This window comes from Flavobacterium aquidurense (assembly GCF_031458035.1).
Taxonomy (GTDB): domain Bacteria; phylum Bacteroidota; class Bacteroidia; order Flavobacteriales; family Flavobacteriaceae; genus Flavobacterium; species Flavobacterium aquidurense_C.
In genome coordinates this window covers 175,626-194,700 of sequence record NZ_JAVDXR010000008.1, presented here as the reverse complement: position 1 = coordinate 194,700, position 19,075 = coordinate 175,626, and the positions used below count along the sequence as shown (strand labels likewise).

18 protein-coding genes are annotated in these 19,075 nt (G+C 33.6%); 11 read left to right on the top strand and 7 right to left on the bottom strand.

The features are described 5' to 3' along the window. Positions 1 to 28 precede the first annotated feature (28 nt). The 5 genes from J2X17_RS14300 (at position 29) to J2X17_RS14280 (ending at position 4,890) form a co-directional block, all read left to right on the top strand. Positions 29 to 1,495 (top strand): phytoene desaturase family protein, encoded by a 1,467-nt coding sequence (locus J2X17_RS14300; RefSeq protein WP_310299334.1) that lies wholly within the window; start codon positions 29 to 31, stop codon positions 1,493 to 1,495. 4 nt (positions 1,496 to 1,499) lie between these two features. Next, positions 1,500 to 2,339 (top strand): phytoene/squalene synthase family protein, encoded by an 840-nt coding sequence (locus J2X17_RS14295; RefSeq protein WP_310299331.1) that lies wholly within the window; start codon positions 1,500 to 1,502, stop codon positions 2,337 to 2,339. A gap of 188 nt (positions 2,340 to 2,527) precedes the next feature. Next, on the top strand, positions 2,528 to 2,968 hold the full coding sequence (locus J2X17_RS14290) for a sterol desaturase family protein (protein WP_310299327.1): 441 nt from the start codon (positions 2,528 to 2,530) through the stop codon (positions 2,966 to 2,968). Between the two features lie 8 nt (positions 2,969 to 2,976). Beyond that, positions 2,977 to 3,489: an SRPBCC family protein gene (locus tag J2X17_RS14285; protein WP_310299325.1), complete on the top strand. Its 513-nt coding sequence runs from the start codon at positions 2,977 to 2,979 to the stop codon at positions 3,487 to 3,489. A 105-nt stretch (positions 3,490 to 3,594) separates the two neighbouring features. Further along, positions 3,595 to 4,890 carry a cryptochrome/photolyase family protein gene (locus tag J2X17_RS14280; RefSeq protein ID WP_310299322.1) on the top strand — a complete coding sequence of 432 codons (1,296 nt, stop codon included), beginning with the start codon at positions 3,595 to 3,597 and terminating at the stop codon, positions 4,888 to 4,890. A gap of 83 nt (positions 4,891 to 4,973) precedes the next feature. On the opposite strand, the gene J2X17_RS14275 is transcribed toward J2X17_RS14280, so the two are convergent. After that, a complete protein-coding gene (locus J2X17_RS14275) occupies positions 4,974 to 6,278 on the bottom strand; it encodes an ABC1 kinase family protein (RefSeq protein WP_310299319.1) in 1,305 nt (434 codons plus the stop codon). After that, positions 6,275 to 6,937: a TetR family transcriptional regulator C-terminal domain-containing protein gene (locus tag J2X17_RS14270; protein ID WP_310299317.1), complete on the bottom strand. Its 663-nt coding sequence runs from the start codon at positions 6,935 to 6,937 to the stop codon at positions 6,275 to 6,277. The genes J2X17_RS14275 and J2X17_RS14270 overlap by 4 nt, the downstream gene beginning before the upstream one ends. A gap of 96 nt (positions 6,938 to 7,033) precedes the next feature. On the opposite strand from J2X17_RS14270, the gene J2X17_RS14265 reads away from it, so the two are divergent. After that, on the top strand, positions 7,034 to 7,945 hold the full coding sequence (locus J2X17_RS14265; protein WP_310299315.1) for a TIGR01777 family oxidoreductase: 912 nt from the start codon (positions 7,034 to 7,036) through the stop codon (positions 7,943 to 7,945). An 11-nt stretch (positions 7,946 to 7,956) separates the two neighbouring features. On the opposite strand, the gene J2X17_RS14260 is transcribed toward J2X17_RS14265, so the two are convergent. From J2X17_RS14260 to J2X17_RS14245, 4 genes are all read right to left on the bottom strand, one after another. Further along, on the bottom strand, positions 7,957 to 8,526 hold the full coding sequence (locus tag J2X17_RS14260; RefSeq protein ID WP_310299312.1) for a YceI family protein: 570 nt from the start codon (positions 8,524 to 8,526) through the stop codon (positions 7,957 to 7,959). Between the two features lie 233 nt (positions 8,527 to 8,759). Next, positions 8,760 to 9,152, bottom strand: a complete 393-nt coding sequence (locus tag J2X17_RS14255) for a VOC family protein (RefSeq protein WP_310299309.1) — start codon at positions 9,150 to 9,152, stop codon at positions 8,760 to 8,762. Between the two features lie 191 nt (positions 9,153 to 9,343). Next, on the bottom strand, positions 9,344 to 9,892 hold the full coding sequence (locus tag J2X17_RS14250) for an acyl-CoA thioesterase (RefSeq protein ID WP_310299305.1): 549 nt from the start codon (positions 9,890 to 9,892) through the stop codon (positions 9,344 to 9,346). Between the two features lie 13 nt (positions 9,893 to 9,905). Beyond that, entirely contained in the window at positions 9,906 to 11,279 is a 1,374-nt protein-coding gene (locus J2X17_RS14245; RefSeq protein WP_310299303.1) for a DNA recombination protein RmuC, read from the bottom strand. Positions 11,280 to 11,466: 187 nt separating this feature from the next. Between J2X17_RS14245 and J2X17_RS14240 the strand changes: the two genes are divergently transcribed. The 5 genes from J2X17_RS14240 to J2X17_RS14220 all read left to right on the top strand — a co-directional run bounded on the left by J2X17_RS14240 (position 11,467) and on the right by J2X17_RS14220 (position 15,483). Next, entirely contained in the window at positions 11,467 to 12,342 is an 876-nt protein-coding gene (locus tag J2X17_RS14240) for a protease complex subunit PrcB family protein (RefSeq protein WP_310299299.1), read from the top strand. Positions 12,343 to 12,349: 7 nt separating this feature from the next. Next, positions 12,350 to 12,748 carry a hypothetical protein gene (locus J2X17_RS14235; RefSeq protein ID WP_310299296.1) on the top strand — a complete coding sequence of 133 codons (399 nt, stop codon included), beginning with the start codon at positions 12,350 to 12,352 and terminating at the stop codon, positions 12,746 to 12,748. A gap of 50 nt (positions 12,749 to 12,798) precedes the next feature. After that, positions 12,799 to 13,350 carry an RNA polymerase sigma factor gene (locus tag J2X17_RS14230; RefSeq protein ID WP_310299293.1) on the top strand — a complete coding sequence of 184 codons (552 nt, stop codon included), beginning with the start codon at positions 12,799 to 12,801 and terminating at the stop codon, positions 13,348 to 13,350. Continuing rightward, positions 13,347 to 14,888: a hypothetical protein gene (locus J2X17_RS14225; protein ID WP_310299290.1), complete on the top strand. Its 1,542-nt coding sequence runs from the start codon at positions 13,347 to 13,349 to the stop codon at positions 14,886 to 14,888. The genes J2X17_RS14230 and J2X17_RS14225 overlap by 4 nt, the downstream gene beginning before the upstream one ends. Before the next feature lie 64 nt (positions 14,889 to 14,952). Next, complete coding sequence (locus J2X17_RS14220) at positions 14,953 to 15,483, top strand: MepB family protein (protein WP_310299287.1); 531 nt, start codon at positions 14,953 to 14,955, stop codon at positions 15,481 to 15,483. A 58-nt stretch (positions 15,484 to 15,541) separates the two neighbouring features. On the opposite strand, the gene J2X17_RS14215 is transcribed toward J2X17_RS14220, so the two are convergent. Beyond that, positions 15,542 to 18,973, bottom strand: coding sequence for a T9SS-dependent choice-of-anchor J family protein (locus tag J2X17_RS14215; protein ID WP_310299285.1), 3,432 nt, complete (start codon positions 18,971 to 18,973; stop codon positions 15,542 to 15,544). Between the last annotated feature and the right edge of the window lie 102 nt (positions 18,974 to 19,075).

Sequence of the window (19,075 nt, the reverse complement as noted above, 5' to 3'; positions counted from 1 at the left end):
TTATAGTTTTTGTATATTTGTTAGACAAATGAAAAAAACTATTGCTATAATTGGTTCAGGCTTCTCCTCTTTAGCCGCTTCATGTTATCTTGCTAAACAAGGTAACAAAGTGACTATTTATGAAAAAAACGAAACGATCGGCGGTAGAGCAAGACAGTTTAAACAAGATGGCTTTACCTTCGATATGGGACCAAGCTGGTACTGGATGCCAGATGTTTTCGAGCGTTTCTTCAATGATTTCAATAAAAAATCTTCTAATTATTATGAGCTCATCAAACTAAATCCAGCTTATCGGGTTTATTTTGGGGTGAATGATTTCATAAATATTTATGATAATCTTGAAGAAATAAAAACCACTTTTGAAAACATCGAGAAAGGAAGTGGTTCAAAACTTGATTCTTTTATCAATCAGGCAAAAAGTAATTATGACATCGCCATCAAAAACCTGGTTTATCGTCCGGGAGTTTCTCCATTAGAATTAATCACCCCCGAAACGATATTCAAATTAAATCAATTCTTAAGTACTGTAAGTACTGATATCCATAAGAATTTTACGAACCAAAGATTAATTCAGATTCTCGAATTCCCGGTTTTGTTTCTTGGTGCCAAACCATCAAAAACACCTTCTTTTTATAATTTTATGAATTATGCCGATTTTGGTTTGGGAACATGGCATCCGAAAACCGGAATGTTTGATGTCGTTCGCGGAATCGAAAAACTGGCACTTGAATTAGGCGTTACTATTGAAACCAATTCACCAATAGAAAAAATTATTGTTGAGAATACAACCGCCACCGGAATTGTAATTAACGGAAAAATCATAACAGCAGACATCATTTTAAGCGGTGCTGATTATCAGCATACTGAAATGTTATTGGAAAAAGAATATCGCGTTTACTCTGAAAAATATTGGGAAAGTCGTGTTTTTGCACCTTCCTCTCTTTTGTTTTTCGTTGGCTTCAATAAAAAAATAGAAAATATTACACATCACGCCTTATTTTTTGACGTCGATTTCAACCAGCATGCAGCAGATATCTACGACGATCCAAAATGGCCAGAAAACCCGTTATTCTACGCCAATTTTCCATCAAAAACTGATGAATCTGCAGCACCAAACGGAATGGAAAGCGGTTTCTTCCTGATTCCTTTAGCTCCCGGAATAAACGATACTGAAGAACTTCGAGAAGTTTATTTCGAAAAAATAATTACCCGCTTTGAAAAGCTTACACAACAAAAAATTAAAAACAACATTATATTTAAAAAGTCCTTTTGCAAGAATGATTTTGTGAGTGATTACAACGCTTACAAAGGAAATGCTTACGGAATGGCCAATACGCTTTTGCAAACTGCTTTTTTAAGACCAAAACTAAAAAGTAAAAAAGTACGTAACTTATATTTTACCGGACAATTGACCGTTCCTGGCCCCGGTGTTCCTCCTGCCTTAATTTCAGGAAAATTAGTCGCTGAGTTAATTCAAAAATCTCTAAGATCATAAAAAGATGAAATCAATATTTGACACAGTTTCTTTCCAATGCAGCAGATTGGTTACCAAGAACTACAGCACTTCATTTTCCCTTGCCGTAAAAATGCTTGCCCCAAGTATACAAGATGGTATTTACAGCATTTATGGGTTTGTTCGTTTTGCCGATGAAATAGTAGACTCTTTTCATGATTATGACAAAGAAAACCTCATTAATGATTTTGAGAAAGAACACTACAAAGCAATGGAAATGGGCATTAGCCTCAACCCCATTTTAAACTCCTTTCAGCATACCGTAAAACAATATAATATTACCGACGATTTGGTTCAGGCATTTCTTAAAAGCATGAAACTAGATTTGATAAAATCAACTTACAACACACAAACGGAATACGAAGATTACATTTACGGTTCTGCAGATGTTGTTGGCTTAATGTGCTTAAAGGTTTTTGTAAAGGGAAACAATCAAAAATATGAGCAATTGAAACACGAAGCGATGCGATTAGGATCAGCCTTTCAGAAAGTAAATTTCCTCAGAGATTTGAAAGACGATAATTTAGTTTTGAACCGAAATTATTTTCCCGGAGTCGACTTAAAATCTTTCGACGAAGATGCAAAAAACAAAATCATCGATGAAATTGAAACTGATTTCAAAATCGCTTATCAGGGAATTGTAAAACTTCCAATGGAAGCGAAATTTGGCGTTTATACTGCTTATATCTATTACAAAAAACTGCTTAATAAACTAAAAAAAACACCTTACCACGAAATTGGGAATTCGAGAATCAGAATTTCAAATTATACCAAAGCGGGACTTTTAGCCCAATCTTTTGTAACTTACAAACTGAAATTGGTATAGAGATTCGCGTTGTTTATGTAATTCCGACGAAGGAGGAATCTCCGCGACGTGAGCAACCACCAAGGATTTCTCCTTCGTCGCAATTGACAAGAGAGAATAAATTTTATTCTTTTGAGTTAATCTTTTACCATTTAAAGCTAAACTCTTAAAGTTTTAAGCAATAATTTTAATACTTCAACAAATAAAAAATGATTTCTTTTTTAATCTTATTAGGTGTATTTCTGTTCATGGAATGTGTGACCTGGCTTACGCACAAGTACATAATGCATGGATTGATGTGGTATTTTCACGCCGATCATCATCAGCCTAAATACGAGCATACTTTTGAGCGAAATGATATTTTCTTTGTCATTTTTGCTGTTCCGAGTATCGTTCTTTTTTATTTTGGTGTTCAGGGCGGGTTCAATTACTTGTTTTTTATTGCTTGTGGCGTAACTTTATACGGCATGTGTTATTTCCTGATTCACGATGTTTTGATTCATCAGCGTTTTAAATGGTTCAAAAACACTAAAAACAAATACCTCATCGGGTTACGAAAAGCACATAAAATACATCATAAGCATTTAGGAAAAGAAGAAGGAGAATGTTTCGGAATGTTATTTGTTCCTTTTAAATATTATAAAATGTAAATTGATTTATGAAAGTATACAAAATAGAAACCGTTCAACATGTCAATGCCAGTGTCAAAGAATGCTGGGATTTTTTTTCAAGTCCGAAGAATCTTCAAACGATAACACTCGATAATATGAGTTTTAAAATTCAGGATTTCGACAACAAGCGCATGTATGCAGGCCAAATTATTACGTATACTTTAAGACCTCTATTTGGAATTAAAATTAATTGGGTTACGATTATTACAGTTTCAAAAGAAAACCAATATTTTATAGACGAACAGCGTTTTGGTCCGTATGCATTATGGCATCATAAACACTTTTTTGAACCCACTGAAACTGGTACAAAAATGACTGACATTGTACATTATGCTTTGCCTTTCGGATATTTAGGACGCATGATGAATCGTCTGATTGTAGAAAACAAACTGAAAACCATTTTTAAGTACCGATATAATAAAATCGAAGAATTGTTTAATTCAAAAGTATTAGTTGAAAATCAAATCGATAAAAAGCATTTAATATTTAGCAAGCTTTAATCAGCTGAGAAACCATTTTCTCTTAAAATTCCTTTTTATAAAATAAAATCTACGTTTCTATCTGTCTAAGACAGAAACTATATATTTCTTCAGAAAAGATTAAAAATGACAAAACAAAAAGTTACTTTTTTCTGGTTTCGACGCGATTTGCGTTTAGAAGATAACACCGGATTATTTCATGCTTTACAATCAGAATTTCCGGTAATTCCGCTATTTATTTTTGATGATGATATTCTGGAAAACCTGCCAAAAAATGACGCGCGAGTGAGTTTTATTTATGATTCACTTCAAAAAATAAACGAGCAACTTCAAACCATTGAATCTTCAATTTTAATCAAAAAGGGAAAAACTACTGATGTTTGGAAAACGCTTTTAGGAGAATTTGATATTCACAAAGTGTTTTTTAATAAAGATTATGAGCCGTATGCAATTCAACGTGATTTGGCCATTTCTACCTTGTTAAAACAAAAAAATATCGAATCTTTTTCCTTGAAAGATCATGTTATTTTTGAAGAAAAAGAAATCACAAAATCAGACGGACTTCCCTACACCATTTATACGCCTTACAAAAATAAATGGCTCGAGAAATATCATTTTTCAGGGCAAGCTCCGGAATTTGATACCAAACCCCTACTATCCAATTTTGCTAAAAAACAATTTCAATTTCCTGAGTTATTAGATATTGGTTTTGAAAGAAGTGCTATAAAAGTGCTTCCGCATAACTTAACTCAAATAGCAAATTATAAGGAAACCAGAGATTTTCCGGCTTTAGACAGCACTTCTTATCTTTCGCCGCATTTGCGTTTTGGAACCGTTAGCATTCGGAAACTGGTGAATTGGGCCAACCGAAAAAACCAGACTTTTTTAAGTGAATTGATTTGGAGAGAGTTTTTTATTCAGATCCTTTTTAGCTTTCCGAATTGCGTGAGCCACAATTTCAAGCCGGCTTACGATAGTATTCAGTGGCGCAATAACGAAGATGATTTCAAACGCTGGTGCACCGGGACAACTGGTTATCCAATGGTCGATGCCGGAATGCGTCAGCTTAATGAAACCGGTTATATGCACAATCGCGTTCGTATGGTTGTAGCCAGTTTTTTATGCAAGCATTTGCTGATTAACTGGCAATGGGGAGAAGCTTATTTTGCCGAAAAATTATTAGATTTTGAGTTGGCGTCAAACGTAGGAAACTGGCAATGGGCAGCAGGAACGGGTTGCGATGCCGCGCCTTATTTCAGGGTTTTTAATCCGGAAATTCAACAAAAGAAATTTGACGAAAAAGGAATCTACCTCCGTAAATGGATTCCGGAATTTGATTTGGGTTATGATGAACCTATGATTGATCACGCTTTTGCGAGAGATCGGGCGATTGCGACTTATAAGGCGGGGATACTTAAATAAATTCCAATTTTTTAAATCCCAAATTCCAATTTTTTTATTCGCTACAATTGGAATTTGGAATTTTTATATTGGAATTTCCCCTCCTAATATTTCAAATAATTCTCCACTACAATCTTAGCCTTCAAATCAAACATCAAATTGTATAAACCAAAGAAAGTCCTGTTCATGTAAATAAAATGTTTTGAACCACGGTTTCCGTTCATTTTTTTGAGATTGGTATCGTTTGAGAAACGCTCGCCTAATTTGGCAATACTTTGAAAAAATGTTTCATCAGCAAAATCGAAAGTTTCGTTTTGAAAAGGTTTCGTGAAAAGCGATAATAAATCATGAAACATCTCTGTAAAATATTCAATTTCTGCAGGCGAATCATCTGGACGAAGAATTTCTAATTCAAATAATTTCTCATTGAAACGATTTGGATCCGTTATGATTTTTTTATTGATCAATTCAAAATATGGAATATAAAAATCGTTCGGAATTAGTTTCATACACCCAAAATCAAGTGCAATTAATTGGTTATTTTCATCTACCAAAAAATTTCCCGGATGCGGATCAGCGTGTACTTTTCGTAAAACATGAATTTGGTACATATAAAAATCCCACAATGCCTGCCCAAGTTTATCCCCAACTTCACGATCTATATTTTTTGCGGTAAATTCCGAAAGATGAATTCCTGTCATCCAATCCATTGTAATGATCTTCTCTGATGAAAATTCAGGATAATAATTTGGGAAAATTATGTTTTCGATTTTACTGCAGGCCTTAACAACTTCCTGACTTTGTTTCAGTTCAAGCAAATAATTGGTTTCTTCAATCAGTTTGTCTTCGACTTCTTTAAAATATTTATCAGAATCTTTTCCCTGCAAATTAAACATTCGGATAGCAATAGGTTTTACCAGCGCCAAATCAGACGAAATGCTGTTGGCAACACCCGGATATTGAATTTTAACTGCCAGTTTTTTGCCATCCTTAACAGCCAGATGAACCTGACCAATGCTAGCAGCGTTTACCGAATTAGCATTAAATTCATCAAAAATCTCATAAGGCGTTTTGCCAAAATTGGTTTTAAAAGTCTTCAAAACCAAAGGTGCCGAAAGTGGCGGAACGGAAAATTGCGACAACGAAAATTTCTCCACATAAGCCTGAGGCAAAAAGTTTTTGTCCATACTTAACATCTGGGCGACCTTTAGTGCACTTCCTTTTAGACTTTTTAATCCGTCATAAATGTCTTCGGCGTTATTTTCGTTTAGTTTATCACGGGTTAAATCAGAATTTACCATTTTTTCAGCATAATGCTTAATGTAGTTCACTCCTACTTTTGCTCCGGTTTGGACCAATTTACTGGCCCTTTCTATTTTTGAAGTTGGTATATAATCGATTGTTTTCATTGCTTGCTGTATATTTTTTCCTTGAACAGAAATTTTCCAAAATCAATCAAATGGTTCATTGGCGCGACATTCATCAATTCGAACGAAGCATTAACAGATTTTTCGATAAAAATATCTGTTTTTTCAAAAGCCGCAGATTCATCATCGACCCAGAATTTAATCGTCATCATGAGTTGCAGCCATGCGCTTTCCTGAATGGCTTTTTCCTGAAATTTTTGAAGTTTTTCCTGTTCCAGTCTGTAATCGTCTGTCAGGATTTCAGAAACATATTCTTTGAATGCCTCACGAAGCGAAGTGAGCTGTACGAGATTTTTTAATGGATTTCTGTCGAGTTTCAGTGATTGCAAAACATAACTTCTATTAGCAGTTAGAACTTCGAAGAAAGTAAAATAAAAACTCAACATTTTATTCTTCATATCGTATTCCTGATATTCTGAATTTTTGTGCAATAAATCAATTGTATTGACTAAAAAGAGCCTGAATATCTCTTTTTCTAAACCTTCCAGCGTTCCAAAAAAAGTATAAAATTCCGTTTCTGCGAAATCATTTTCTTTTGCAAAATGATAGACTGATTTTGGTTTTTGTCCTTTTTCTAAAACTTCATTCATGTACATTGAAACGATATCTTCCTTGCTGATTATCTTCTTTTTAGTAGCCATTTGATTTAAATTTAGAATTCGCCTTAAAGGTAAGCAATGTTTAAGTATCTTTACATAAGCTTAAACAGGATGCACTGTTAAATATATTATAATATCATGTCTGCAAATGTTTTATTAACCGGAGGCACTGGATTTGTTGGTAAACATCTAACTGATGTTCTTATCGACAGCGGATTTTCGGTGTCTGTTTTAAGTCGTTCGACCAGAAAAAATACGCCATCCATTACTTATTATAGATGGAACCTTAAAGATAATTTTATCGACAACGAAGCTATTCTGAAAGCCGATTATATTATTCATTTGGCCGGCGAAGGAATTGTAGAAAAACGGTGGACTAAAAAGCGTAAAAAAGTAATCTTAGAAAGTCGCATCAAACCCATTGAACTTATTCATACTATTCTAAAAGACAACAATAAATCCTTGGAGGCATTTATTTCAGCTTCTGCGGTTGGAATTTACGGCGCGATAACCAGACAGGAAATTTGCCTTGAAAATACGCCTCCGGCAGATGACTTTTTAGGAACAACATGTCAAAAATGGGAACATGCTGCTGATCAGATAAGTTTATTGGGAATTAGAACGGTAAAAATCAGGACCGGAATTGTTTTAGGTAAAAATGAAGGGTTTCTAAAAAAAATTATGCCCAGTTTTAAAGCCGGTTTCGGAACTATATTAGGCTCAGGAAAACAATATTTACCCTGGATTCATGTCGAAGATTTATGCCACATTTATCTAAAAGCAATAGTTGACACTGAAATGCAAGGCGCATACAATGCCACAATTACGGACAATACCACAAACGCCACTCTTTCGAGAATGCTGGCACATTTGTACGGATATACGATGTGGGTACCAAAAATACCAGCATTTTTAATCAAACTATTTTTAGGGGAAATGAGTGTTGCAGTTTTAGAAGGACAACGTGTTTCATCTGAAAAAATACAAAAGACAGGTTTTGAATTTCAATATACCGATATAGAAACCACACTTTCGCATAGTTTGTCATAAGACCTATTCCTTTATTTTAAAGTTAAAAAAATTAGGTCTTCGCTACGGATAACTCCTGTCAAATCTGTATTTGCTGTTTTCGAAATTTTTGCTTCTATTTCTTTCGGCAATTCAATATTAAAGTCGGTTATCGAAATTGGGAAATCAGAATGGATCAGGATCCCGTCGTTTACTTTTTTCAGGAATGCCTTCACTTCAACTTCTTTTGATTTTCCGCGAACGGTCAATTTTCCTTTTATTGTATATTCTTTTTCGATTTCAGTGATATCTTTCAAATCAAATTTGGCAATTTTACCTTTAAAAACTGCTTTTGGATATCGATTACTCTCCATATAATTGTCATTAAAATGCTCTTGCATTAAATCTAGTTTAAAGCGAAAATCTTTGACAACAACGGTACAGATGAAAGCGCTGGTTTTAGGTTCTAAAACAATAGCGACAGATCTATTTACAGCTTTTACTTCCTCAAACAAAGGCACAGAAGCTTCAAAATTTACAGTGGCCGTATTGGTTATAAATTTCTCCTGAGCAAATAAAGAAAATGCTGAAAAAAGCAAGATTAATAATGTAGTTCTTTTCATAATCGTCAACAATTAAACAATTATGTCATTCGGTTTTTTAGTATAATTAACTAAAAAAAGAAATCAGATTTTTAAAAATCGAATGGCAATACTCCGTGAAAATATAGTAACTTATCTATACACTTAAAGTTACGCAATTTTTTAGAGGTAAGTTGCTGATTTTATGCTAAATATTTGTGAAAAGTTTAAGGGTAAAAATATGGAATGTATTTTTTTCAATGCTTTTTTTTTAATTATTGTACTTCAGTACAAATCTCAACTAAAAACCCATCTAAATCTCTCACATACGCTACTACTTGTCCCCATGGTTTTGCGGTTGGTTCTTTTATCAAAACGGCACCAAATGAAGTCGCTTTTTGAACCAGTTCCGGAACATCATCTGTTATAAAACCAATTTCGATTGCAAAAGGTTTATTATCTAAATGACTTTCAATAAACCCATCTTTTACGTTTTGAGCTGCGAGGTTTTTTGAAGCAAATGAAAGTGTCGTTTCTCCGGTTATTAATTCCCCATAATCATTGCCTGGGGCTATAAATTTTCTAGAAAAACCAAAAACATTTTCATAAAACACAATTGATTTTTCTACATCTTCAACATATAAAATTGTATACCCGAATTTTACCATTTTAATCCATTTTTAATTAAAGTAAAGTTGCTACAACTTTAACACATAGACACATAGATTATGCGAACTTAAAAATAGGCGTTTCACTTTTTAAAAATACATATAGCTCACTATGTGCAAGAAATGTATTTCTTTTTGTTAACTTTTTTCTTAAAAATAAAATCTATGTTTCTATGTGTTAAATTAATTTTCTAACTAATTTCCAAAAGCACATTATATTGATCTAAACTCGCCAAATCTTCAATCGAATTTACTTTTGTGGTTTTCTCATGTTCCTGAAATTCTTTTTTAGCCTCATTATGTTTAATCGCTTTTCTAAAACGACGAACCTCCTCAAGATTTGATAAAATTAATCCGGGAACCTGAACGCTTTTGCCTTCTTTATCTTTGGCAACCATTGTAAAATAAGAAGAGTTACAATGTTTGATTGCTCCTGTCTGAATATTTTCTGCTTCAACACGAATTCCTACTACCATCGAACTTCTTCCCACATAATTAACTGAAGCTTTCATGGTAACCAATTCGCCCACCTCAATAGGTTTCAGGAAATTTACCGTATCAACTGAAGCTGTCACGCAATAATTACCGGAAAATTTTGATGCCGAGGCAAAAGCAATCTGATCCAGTAATTGAAGAATATAACCTCCGTGGATTTTTCCACTAAAATTGGTATGCGAAGGCAGCATCAATTCTGAAATACTAATTTTTGATGATGAAACGGGTTTGAAATCTGCAGTCATATATATGATGGTATTATTTTAATGATTGATTTTCTTCGGTATTTGAAGCTCTGGCAATAATATTTTCCGGAAGCGACTTTTTAGCCTTTGCTCCCATTTTTTTCAATTTTTCTACGCTCGAAATTAAGTTTCCTTTTCCGTCTACCAATTTATTCATGGCGCTGTCATATTCATTTTTAGTGTCTTTAATTTTGTTTCCTATTCTAACTAAATCAGAAACAAAACCTTCAAATTTATCGTATAAAGCTCCGGCCTGTCTCGCAATTTCGAAAGCATTTTCCTGTTGTTTCTGATTGCTCCACATACTATCAATAGTACGCAAAGTCGCCAATAAAGTGGTTGGTGTAACAATTACGATATTGCGATCAAAAGCTCTATTATATAAGGTAGAATCTTCGTTTAATGCAATGGCAAAAGCTGGTTCAATGGGAATAAACAGCAAAACAAAATCCGGGCTTTCTATTTGATACAAATCGTGATAATTTTTACTTCCGAGTTGTTCTACATGCCTTTTTATAGACGAAACATGTTCTTTTAGAAAATCAATTTTCAGAAGTTCTGATTCTTCGTTGATCCATTTTTCATAAGCAACCAATGAAACTTTAGAATCTACAATCATTTTTTTTCCGTCGGGCAAATTAATGACAACATCAGGAAAAACCCTGCTTCCTTCCGAGTTTGTAAAACTTTGCTGCACTTCGTATTCCCTGCCTTTTTCTAGTCCGGATTTCTCTAAAACACGCTCTAAAACCAGTTCTCCCCAATTTCCCTGCATTTTGCTTTCACCTTTTAAAGCTTTGGTTAAGTTCAGGGTTTCTTTGCTCATTTGTGCATTCATTTCGCTCAAACCTAAAATCTGCTGACGTAATGCGGCATGATAATCGATACTTTCTTTGTGTGTTTGTTCAACTTTTTGCTCAAATCCCTGAATTTTATCCTGCAAAGGCAACAAGATATTTTTCATGTTCTCGTTATTTTGTTCCGTGAATTTAACCGATTTCTCTTCGAGGATTTTATTTGCCAAATTTTCAAACTCTTTCGTGAATTTTTCCTGAAGTTCACTAATCTCCGCTTTTTGCTCTTTATGACGTTCCCATAAATTCTCGAAATCAACTTCTTTTTTAGAAAGCTGAATGGCAAGACTGTCTTTTTCGGTTCGAATACTTTCTTTTTCTGAATTATTGGATTGCAGCACTTTTTCAAAATTTCTCCTTTCGTTTTCAAACTGCTCCTTTTGTAATTGAAATTGATTCGCATTCGCATTTAATCGTTCTTCCAAACTCACTTTTTCAGATTGAAATTTAGCCGAAAACAGCATCTTTCCTAAGTAAATCCCTAGAAATAGCGCTACAACAAAAGCCATTAAAACCGGAAGAAATTCAAACATAACTTAGTTTTTTTTTACGTAAAAGTACGCAATAATACGTAGAGCTTAATTTTTAAAATTAAAATTTCACGAATTATTGTCAATTCTAAATTAAATAAACATTCAAAAAAAAACAGCCTAAAAAAAAAATAAACGCAACCATTTACAAAAAGTTCATCTACTAAATATAACCTATTAAAATAATACCATGAAAAAATTAATGCTAGGCTTGTTTATAGCTTTCGGATTTAGTGCCTGTTCTCTTAGTAACGATGAAATGAATGTAGATTGTGGAACAAATACCGATGTGGCTTTTACAGGATTTCCTCTTTTATGTAATTATAGTGTCAAAAAATTAGAAGAAAATGCCACGGCTTATGTTTTTAGCACACAAGAAAAGATGGAAAGCTACTTTACAAAACACGAAAATACTTGTACAGTTCCAAGCGATCCTACTATCGATTTTACCAAAAACTATTTGGTAAGCATTTTTGCCGGACAAAAACCTACTAGCGGCTATGAGATAAAAATTACTTCTATTATTGAAAACAATTGCGAAATTGTAATCAATTTTTACGAAAAAGCTCCTCAAGTTGGAGAGGTCGTGACACAAACACCTACGTATCCGGCAGATTACATCCTGATTCCTAAAACTTCCAAATCAATTATTTTTAACAGAAATACAGAGAGTCCGGACAATATGGTAATTGGAACATATTTTAGTAAATGCACAGGAGCTGCTTGCCAAAAGTTTTTTCAGATAAACGAATTTAATATTTTGAATTTTCAAAATGTGGTAAGCGGTAATTACGATTTTAAGCAATATAAATATACTTCAACTGGAAAAAGAGGTGAATATACTTTGTTTTTGAAAAATGTCCCAGCAGAAATTTTGAACTTAAAAGGACTAACAAAAATCTACGGTGCGCCAGATTCAGCAGATCAGGGAGGTATTTATTTTGAGTTGAAACAGGGTGCAGTTGCAACCAAAGTTTATATCGACATTAATGACACTGCTGATCAAAGTGCAGAAATAAAACTTTTCAAAAAAGCAATCCAGGATAAAATCACGAGTTTAAAATAATCTGATTATGAAAAAACTTTCTATATTATTTATTGTATTTAGCCTTTTCACGACAGGATATTCTCTGGAAACTAAAGTTGTAAGTTCAGGTTCTATTATCAATACCTGGATTTGGGAAAAATCAGTTGGAGGAACAACTAATCCTTATACGGCAACACCAAAAACTACAGGTTTCAACAAAAAAATAGTATTTACTCCGGAAGGGAGAGTTATCACTTATAAAAACGATGTAGAAATTAGAAACAGTCCTTATCAGATCGAAAAAGGCACAGGTATTTTTGACCATTCACAACATGACCTGATAACTTTTGAAGGGAAAACCTACATCATAGAAAATCTTGATAATCAAAACTTAACAATCGTCAGTAATAGTCAGGATGCAACGCGAAGCATTTATAAAAGGTAGTTTTTTAAGTTTATAAAAACTATTTTTGCAAAACCAAATAAAAACCATTTTTGAAAGACGATTTAGATATATATATCAGGCAATGCATGGAAAATGACAGAGGCGGACAACTGAAAATTTATCAGTTGTTCTCTCCTGTCTTATATGGTATTTGCTTGAAGTATATGAAAAATGAAGACGATGCGAAGGACGTTTTCCAAGAGGCATTTGTAATTGTTTTTCAAAAAATAAGCCAATACAAATTCGAAGGAAGTTTTGAAGGCTGGCTAAAACGTATTTTCATTAATAAACTAATCGAAACTTTAAATAAAAAGAAAAAAGAAAGTTTCTTTTTAGATGTTTTTGATCCTGATACTGATTTTACCGAAGAACAAGAATTAGATATTATTCCGATAGAACAAGAAAAATTACTGGAATACATCCGGGATTTACCTGATCAGTACCGGACGGTTTTTAACTTGTATGTTTTTGAAAAAATGAAACACAAAGACATAGCCGAATTATTAAAAATTTCAGAAGGAACATCAAAATCAAATTTAAATCGGGCGAAACGAATTTTGCAAAAAAGGATTTTGAGCATAAAAAATTTTAAAATAGCATGAAAAAACAAAACATAGAAGATATTTTTTCATCAATGGAAAACTTTTCAAGTATTCCGCCCCCAGAATTGTGGGCAAACATTGAGGAAAAATTAGACAAACCAAAAAAGAAAAAAAGAGCTATTCTTTGGTGGTCAGCAGCGGCATGCCTATTATTGGGCTTGCTATTGCCTTCTGTTTTATATTTTAGCTCAAATAAAGGAGCCGGAAGCATAAATAATGGCGCCGGAGGAAATAATAGTGTCGTTATCGAAGAGAATAAAAATGCGAATAAAAATGATGTAAATAATTCCAAAACAATCTCTACAGAAGAGACTAACCTAAACAAATCAAATGTTATCGAAAATTCTTCAGTAGAAAGCACAAAAAATAATACAGACCAAAACCAAATAAAAGAAACGGCGGTTGCTCATTCCGATTCTAACAATAAATCTAATACTCCAGCTTTAAAATCAAATTCCGAAAAAAGAAATGCAAATCAGGCGGTAGCCGAAAAAACTTTTAACGCCGGAAAACAAAACCAATTCAATTCACATTCAAATAATCAAACGCCCAATGCCATTTTTGAAAATCAATTGAATTCAAATTCTGCTGCTATTGCTTCAAACAATTCAAATTCAAATTTGAGCAATACGCAAACTACAATTTCTCAAAATAAAAAAGAAGTTGCGGCTACAACTGTTAAAACAGAAAAAGCGATTGCCGCTAATAATTCTCCAAAAACCAATTCTAAATTCAATGATGTTTTGAGTAAACAAGATTCTGTACAATTGGCTGAACTTCAAAATTTAGAAAAAGGAATTATAGCCCCTGAGGTTAAAAAAGAAAATGAAAAGGACACAAAAAAATCCAAAGCAGAAAAATGGGCTCTTGAAGTTTTTGCCGGAGTCGCCAATTCTGAAAATTATAAAAATGAAAAAACTTTAGGCAACGTCAACGATTCTAAACAAAGTAGTACGTACGGTGTTAAAACTAAATATAAAATCAATAAAAAATGGGCAGTTGGCTCAGGTTTTAAAATCAACGAATTAGGTCAAAGCGTGGCTAACGTTTCATACATAAGAACAAAAAACGATTTCTTTTTTGCTCCTGGTGATTACGTTCAAAGTTCTTCTTCACCTCAAATGTCAGTCGGTTCCGATGTGGTTTTGGTGTCAAACGCGACAAAAAGCACACTAAAAAGTGATAACATTGAAAGTGGGAATCTAGAGCAAAGTCTAAGATATTTTGAAATGCCTTTAGAGGTTTCGTATGCTGTCTTTTCTAAAAATAAAGCCACAATCAGTGTGAATACCGGCGGTTTTGTAGGCAAATTAATTTCTAACAATGTTGCTTTAGATGGTAATTCTATTGGTGAAAATGTTAGCGCAAATGATTTTGTGTATGGTTCAACATTAAGCAGTACCATACAATATCGTGTTTACAAAAAAACAAATGTATTTGTTGAACCTGCAATGAATTATTACATAAATCCGCTTAACACACAATCTTTCAATCAATTTCAATGGGGGTTGAATTTTGGGTTGAATGTTTCATTTTAGTAAAAATCAACCCTTTGCAATAGTTCTAAGCCAACCATAATTCTTTGAAACAAATCATCATAAAATGACAATTAAAAACTCTTGGTCAAATCAACAATCGATCGCTTCAGATTTAATTTTAGCCTTTAAAAAAGTTTACGATTGTTTTGATTTCGAGTACAGCCAACCTCAACAAGAAAGTGAAAGTACTGATTACAGTGCTTACCGTTTTTATCTTAACGAAAAGCATATTTGTTACAGAGAGGCCAAAATTACACCAACAAAAATTGGGCAATTTGTTACTTTATGGAAAAGAACAAGACAAGGAACCATTCAGCCTTTTGATGTTTCGGATGCAATCGATTTTGTTTTTGTCAGTGTTAGGAAAGATAATCTTTTAGGGCAATTTATATTTCCTCAAGCGGCTTTATTAGAAAAAGCAGTTTTTTCAACTGAATTCAAAGAAGGAAAAAGAGCTATAAGAGTTTATCCGCCCTGGGATGAAACAACCAACAAACAGGCTCAAAAGACACAGCAATGGCAGCTGAAATATTTTTATGAAATAATGCCAGACTTAGATTTGAATTCTTTCGAAAAATTAATTACTGAATTTTAAAAGTCTTACCAGAAATAAAAAAGGCATCCGTTGTGGATGCCTTTTTACATTATTACACTTATTTTTTTATGATTTTATTGCTATAAATCACCTTATTATTTTCGGTTAAGGTATAGATATAAATGCCAGATTGTAAACTGCCTATCGGAATTTCTACAGTACTTTTATCTTCTCCGCTGTTAATTTCGACAGCGTTTCTTAATAAGCGGCCATGAATGTCATAAAGTTTTAATTTCAATTTCTTATTTTCTTCTGTCTTTACAGCAATAGTTACCAAATCTGTTGCCGGATTTGGATATACTTTAACCGAATAACTGTTTTTGTTTTCGAAATCTATCGTCGATAAATTGTCTTGCTTCAACTCAAAACGAGCAATTACAGGTCCGTGATCTGAAGTTGTAGTGGTGTAATTTGCAATATCGTTACGCGGATCGTAAACAGCAACTGAATTTGGAATATATTGATCCGACAATTCATTAGAAATAACAATATGATCTAAAAATCCGCCAGAGCTTAAAAAGCTATAAGCACCAGCCTGACTAATTCCTAAAGTAAGTGCACTATAATTATTTGTGTCTTCTACTATTTTTTGATAAGAAGAAGGATTTCCTGCAATAACAGACGATTTAACATCATCATTAAAATCTCCCAAAATCATAAAATTAGAATTCGGATAATGAACATCAAGACTGTCTTTTAGCAGTTCTGCATCATATTTACGCATATTGTATTTCGAAATATCAGCTCCGCTATTAGCACGCGCATGAAGATCAATCAGATTAATTTCTTTTTTGATTCCGCCAATATTAGTTTCTATGGTAACCATATAAGGCAAACGTCCTGAAGCAAAAAAACTGTCATCCCCATCCGCACTAGGATAATTGGCTAATGTCACAGTATTAGCACGTATCTGATCATATAAATCCTTAAACATGACACGAGTTTTCTTTACTGTTGTCGTTTGCGTATTATAAAGAACCACTAATTTTTGAGGAGGAAATTTTGGATCAGGGTCTTTAAAAGAATATGACCATGATGTCGAAATTGTTTTATCGAATTTTTTTCCGTTAATACTTATTTGAGAAATCAAAGAATTTAAAGACGGTTCATCTGAAACTTCCTGAACCACATAAACATCGGCATTTAACTTATTCATTATTTTTGCCACATTCTCAACTTGCAAAACGTCATCAGTCGGGCCAAATTCTTGACCATCACTTCCGATTACATTAGAACCAAAAAACTCCAAATTGTAAGTTACAATATCGAAAGTATCTGCTTTTAGAATAGAAGAACCTGTCACTGAGCCAATTTGTTTATTTAATGACGTTCCTGTACTTGTTATTGTACCCGAAATTGTTGGCAGTTTTACAGAAGGCACAAATCTTGCATAAATTGTTTTTCCAGCCGCAGCCTCCGCTTCACTGACAATTACACTTGATTGAAAAGTAATATTATCCAGAGACAATTCAAAATTTGTAGAAACAGCAAGTGTAATGTCATTATAACCAACCGCTTTAAAAATAAAAGGCTGACTTGCTGATACATTGCCGACATTTAAATCGCCAAAATCCAAATTAGGTTTTGAATCTACATAAGATGTTTCATTAGAAATTAAAACATCATCTAAAGACCATTCTGCAGCATTATTACTTCCACCAGCTGTTGTTTCATAAACCCAGGCGACATAAGTATGATCTGTTTTATAAGCACTTAAATCTATAAATTCTGACTTAAAGTAAGTTCCTGTATTTGTTGGAAACTTGCCGTTCAGTTCTGTCCAATTAAAGTTTTCAGGATTACCTTTTCCATCATAATCAACAGAAACCATTAATTTCAAGCCAGGTCCGTCATAAAACTTTCTTGAGTAAAAAGATAATAATGGAATATTATTAAAGTTATTCAAACGTAATCTTGGCGAAATTAACCAATCCTTGCTGGCGCCTGCATCAGAATATCCATTTGCTAAAACAGCTCCTGTTCCGGTATTCACATTTCTTGTTACAATTGTTTGCGCCCATTTATTTAAACTTCCTGCAACATCATATTGGGTCCAGCCACTATTTGTTAATACGTTTACATCGTTAAATCCTTGTTTGTAAGGATCGATTCCGATTCCCGATAAAGCAAGTGTTTTAGTGGTGGCACCTACAGATTCATGTGTTATTCCTCCAGAGAAATTCCCAACTGCATTTGGAGTAAACCTAACATAAACCGTTTGTGCCGCAGCAAGTTCAGCTGTTGTAAACGTAATAGAAGATCCGAAAACATTGTTATCTTTTGATATTGTAAAATTTGATGAAGTCGAAGTTAGCACAACATCATTGGTAAGATTAGTACCTTGAATTTGATAGTTCTTAATTTCTGATGGATAAGTAGCTTCCGAAACGCCTAAATCAAGCGAAGCAATTGCAGTTGATAAAGTTGGAAGCGCACCATTTAATGTTATTGCATCAACCTTATTTACAACAGTTTGCAGATTTCCGTGAGCATCTTCTGAAACAGAAAAAACCGAATATGCAGTATTTGTATTTAAGCCCGTAAAACTATTTACATATACCTGAGATGGATTCGTAATACTTATGAACCCAGCCTGTAAAGCAGTCACATCATTTGCATCAACACCTGCTTGTATATGAGCGATGCTTGGTGTTGCACTTCCTGCTGGTAATAAAACATAATACGTTTTTGCTACTTCATCCAATTTACTTGAAAAATCAAAACTATTTGTTGAAATATTATCAACTTTTGGAAAACCTGTTTCATAGACAGGAGCAAAAATATCACTTCGAATATCAATATTATCAATTGCAAATGAAGGACGCGCACCAGCTCCTGACACCTGTCTGGCAATCCATCTTATTTGAACAACGGGTTGATTATCACACACCGGGGGCAATTTTACTTTTATTTTTTTCGAATTTACCGGCGTGGTGTTGCCTGAGTCCGTTTGGAGTTGGGTGTTACTTTGGTATGCCGAAAAAGGTAATGTAATAAAATTACCACTCGTTCCTATACGATATTGCAACGCCATTTCACTAACGCGGGTATTACCATTGCCATCATAAGGGTTACGAACTAACATAGCATCATAAGTGACCTGTATATTTTGTTGTTGAGACAATGTTGTTGTTGAAAAAGCAAAACCGATGGCCAGATCCACATTATTTGTATCAAGAAAACCTATTTTACCTTTATAATTGTGAATATTACCACTACTAGTTGATGCAGTACTATTGGGCGTTAAAGCTTTGTCTGAAAGCAAATTAATATTATAATCAGTTCCCGGAGAAGTTAAACTTGCTGCCCAGCCTTGAAATCCCACCGGATACGTTACTGAACTATGAGCTAAAGTTGATACTTCATCAAAAACCTGCTCATACGGCAAAGGTTGCGCTGTTGGATTGGTTTGTCCAAAGAGGGATACCGAACAGCAATAAAAAAAACTTAAAAAAGCCAAAAAATGGCGCACGGAGTAGCTGTTTTTCATAGGTTAAGAAATTGAGTTTTAGGGACTAAAGTTATTGCCTTTAAAGTTAACAGAATATTGTAAAAATATCAACTAATTGTAAGTTATTTTTAAATTTTATGT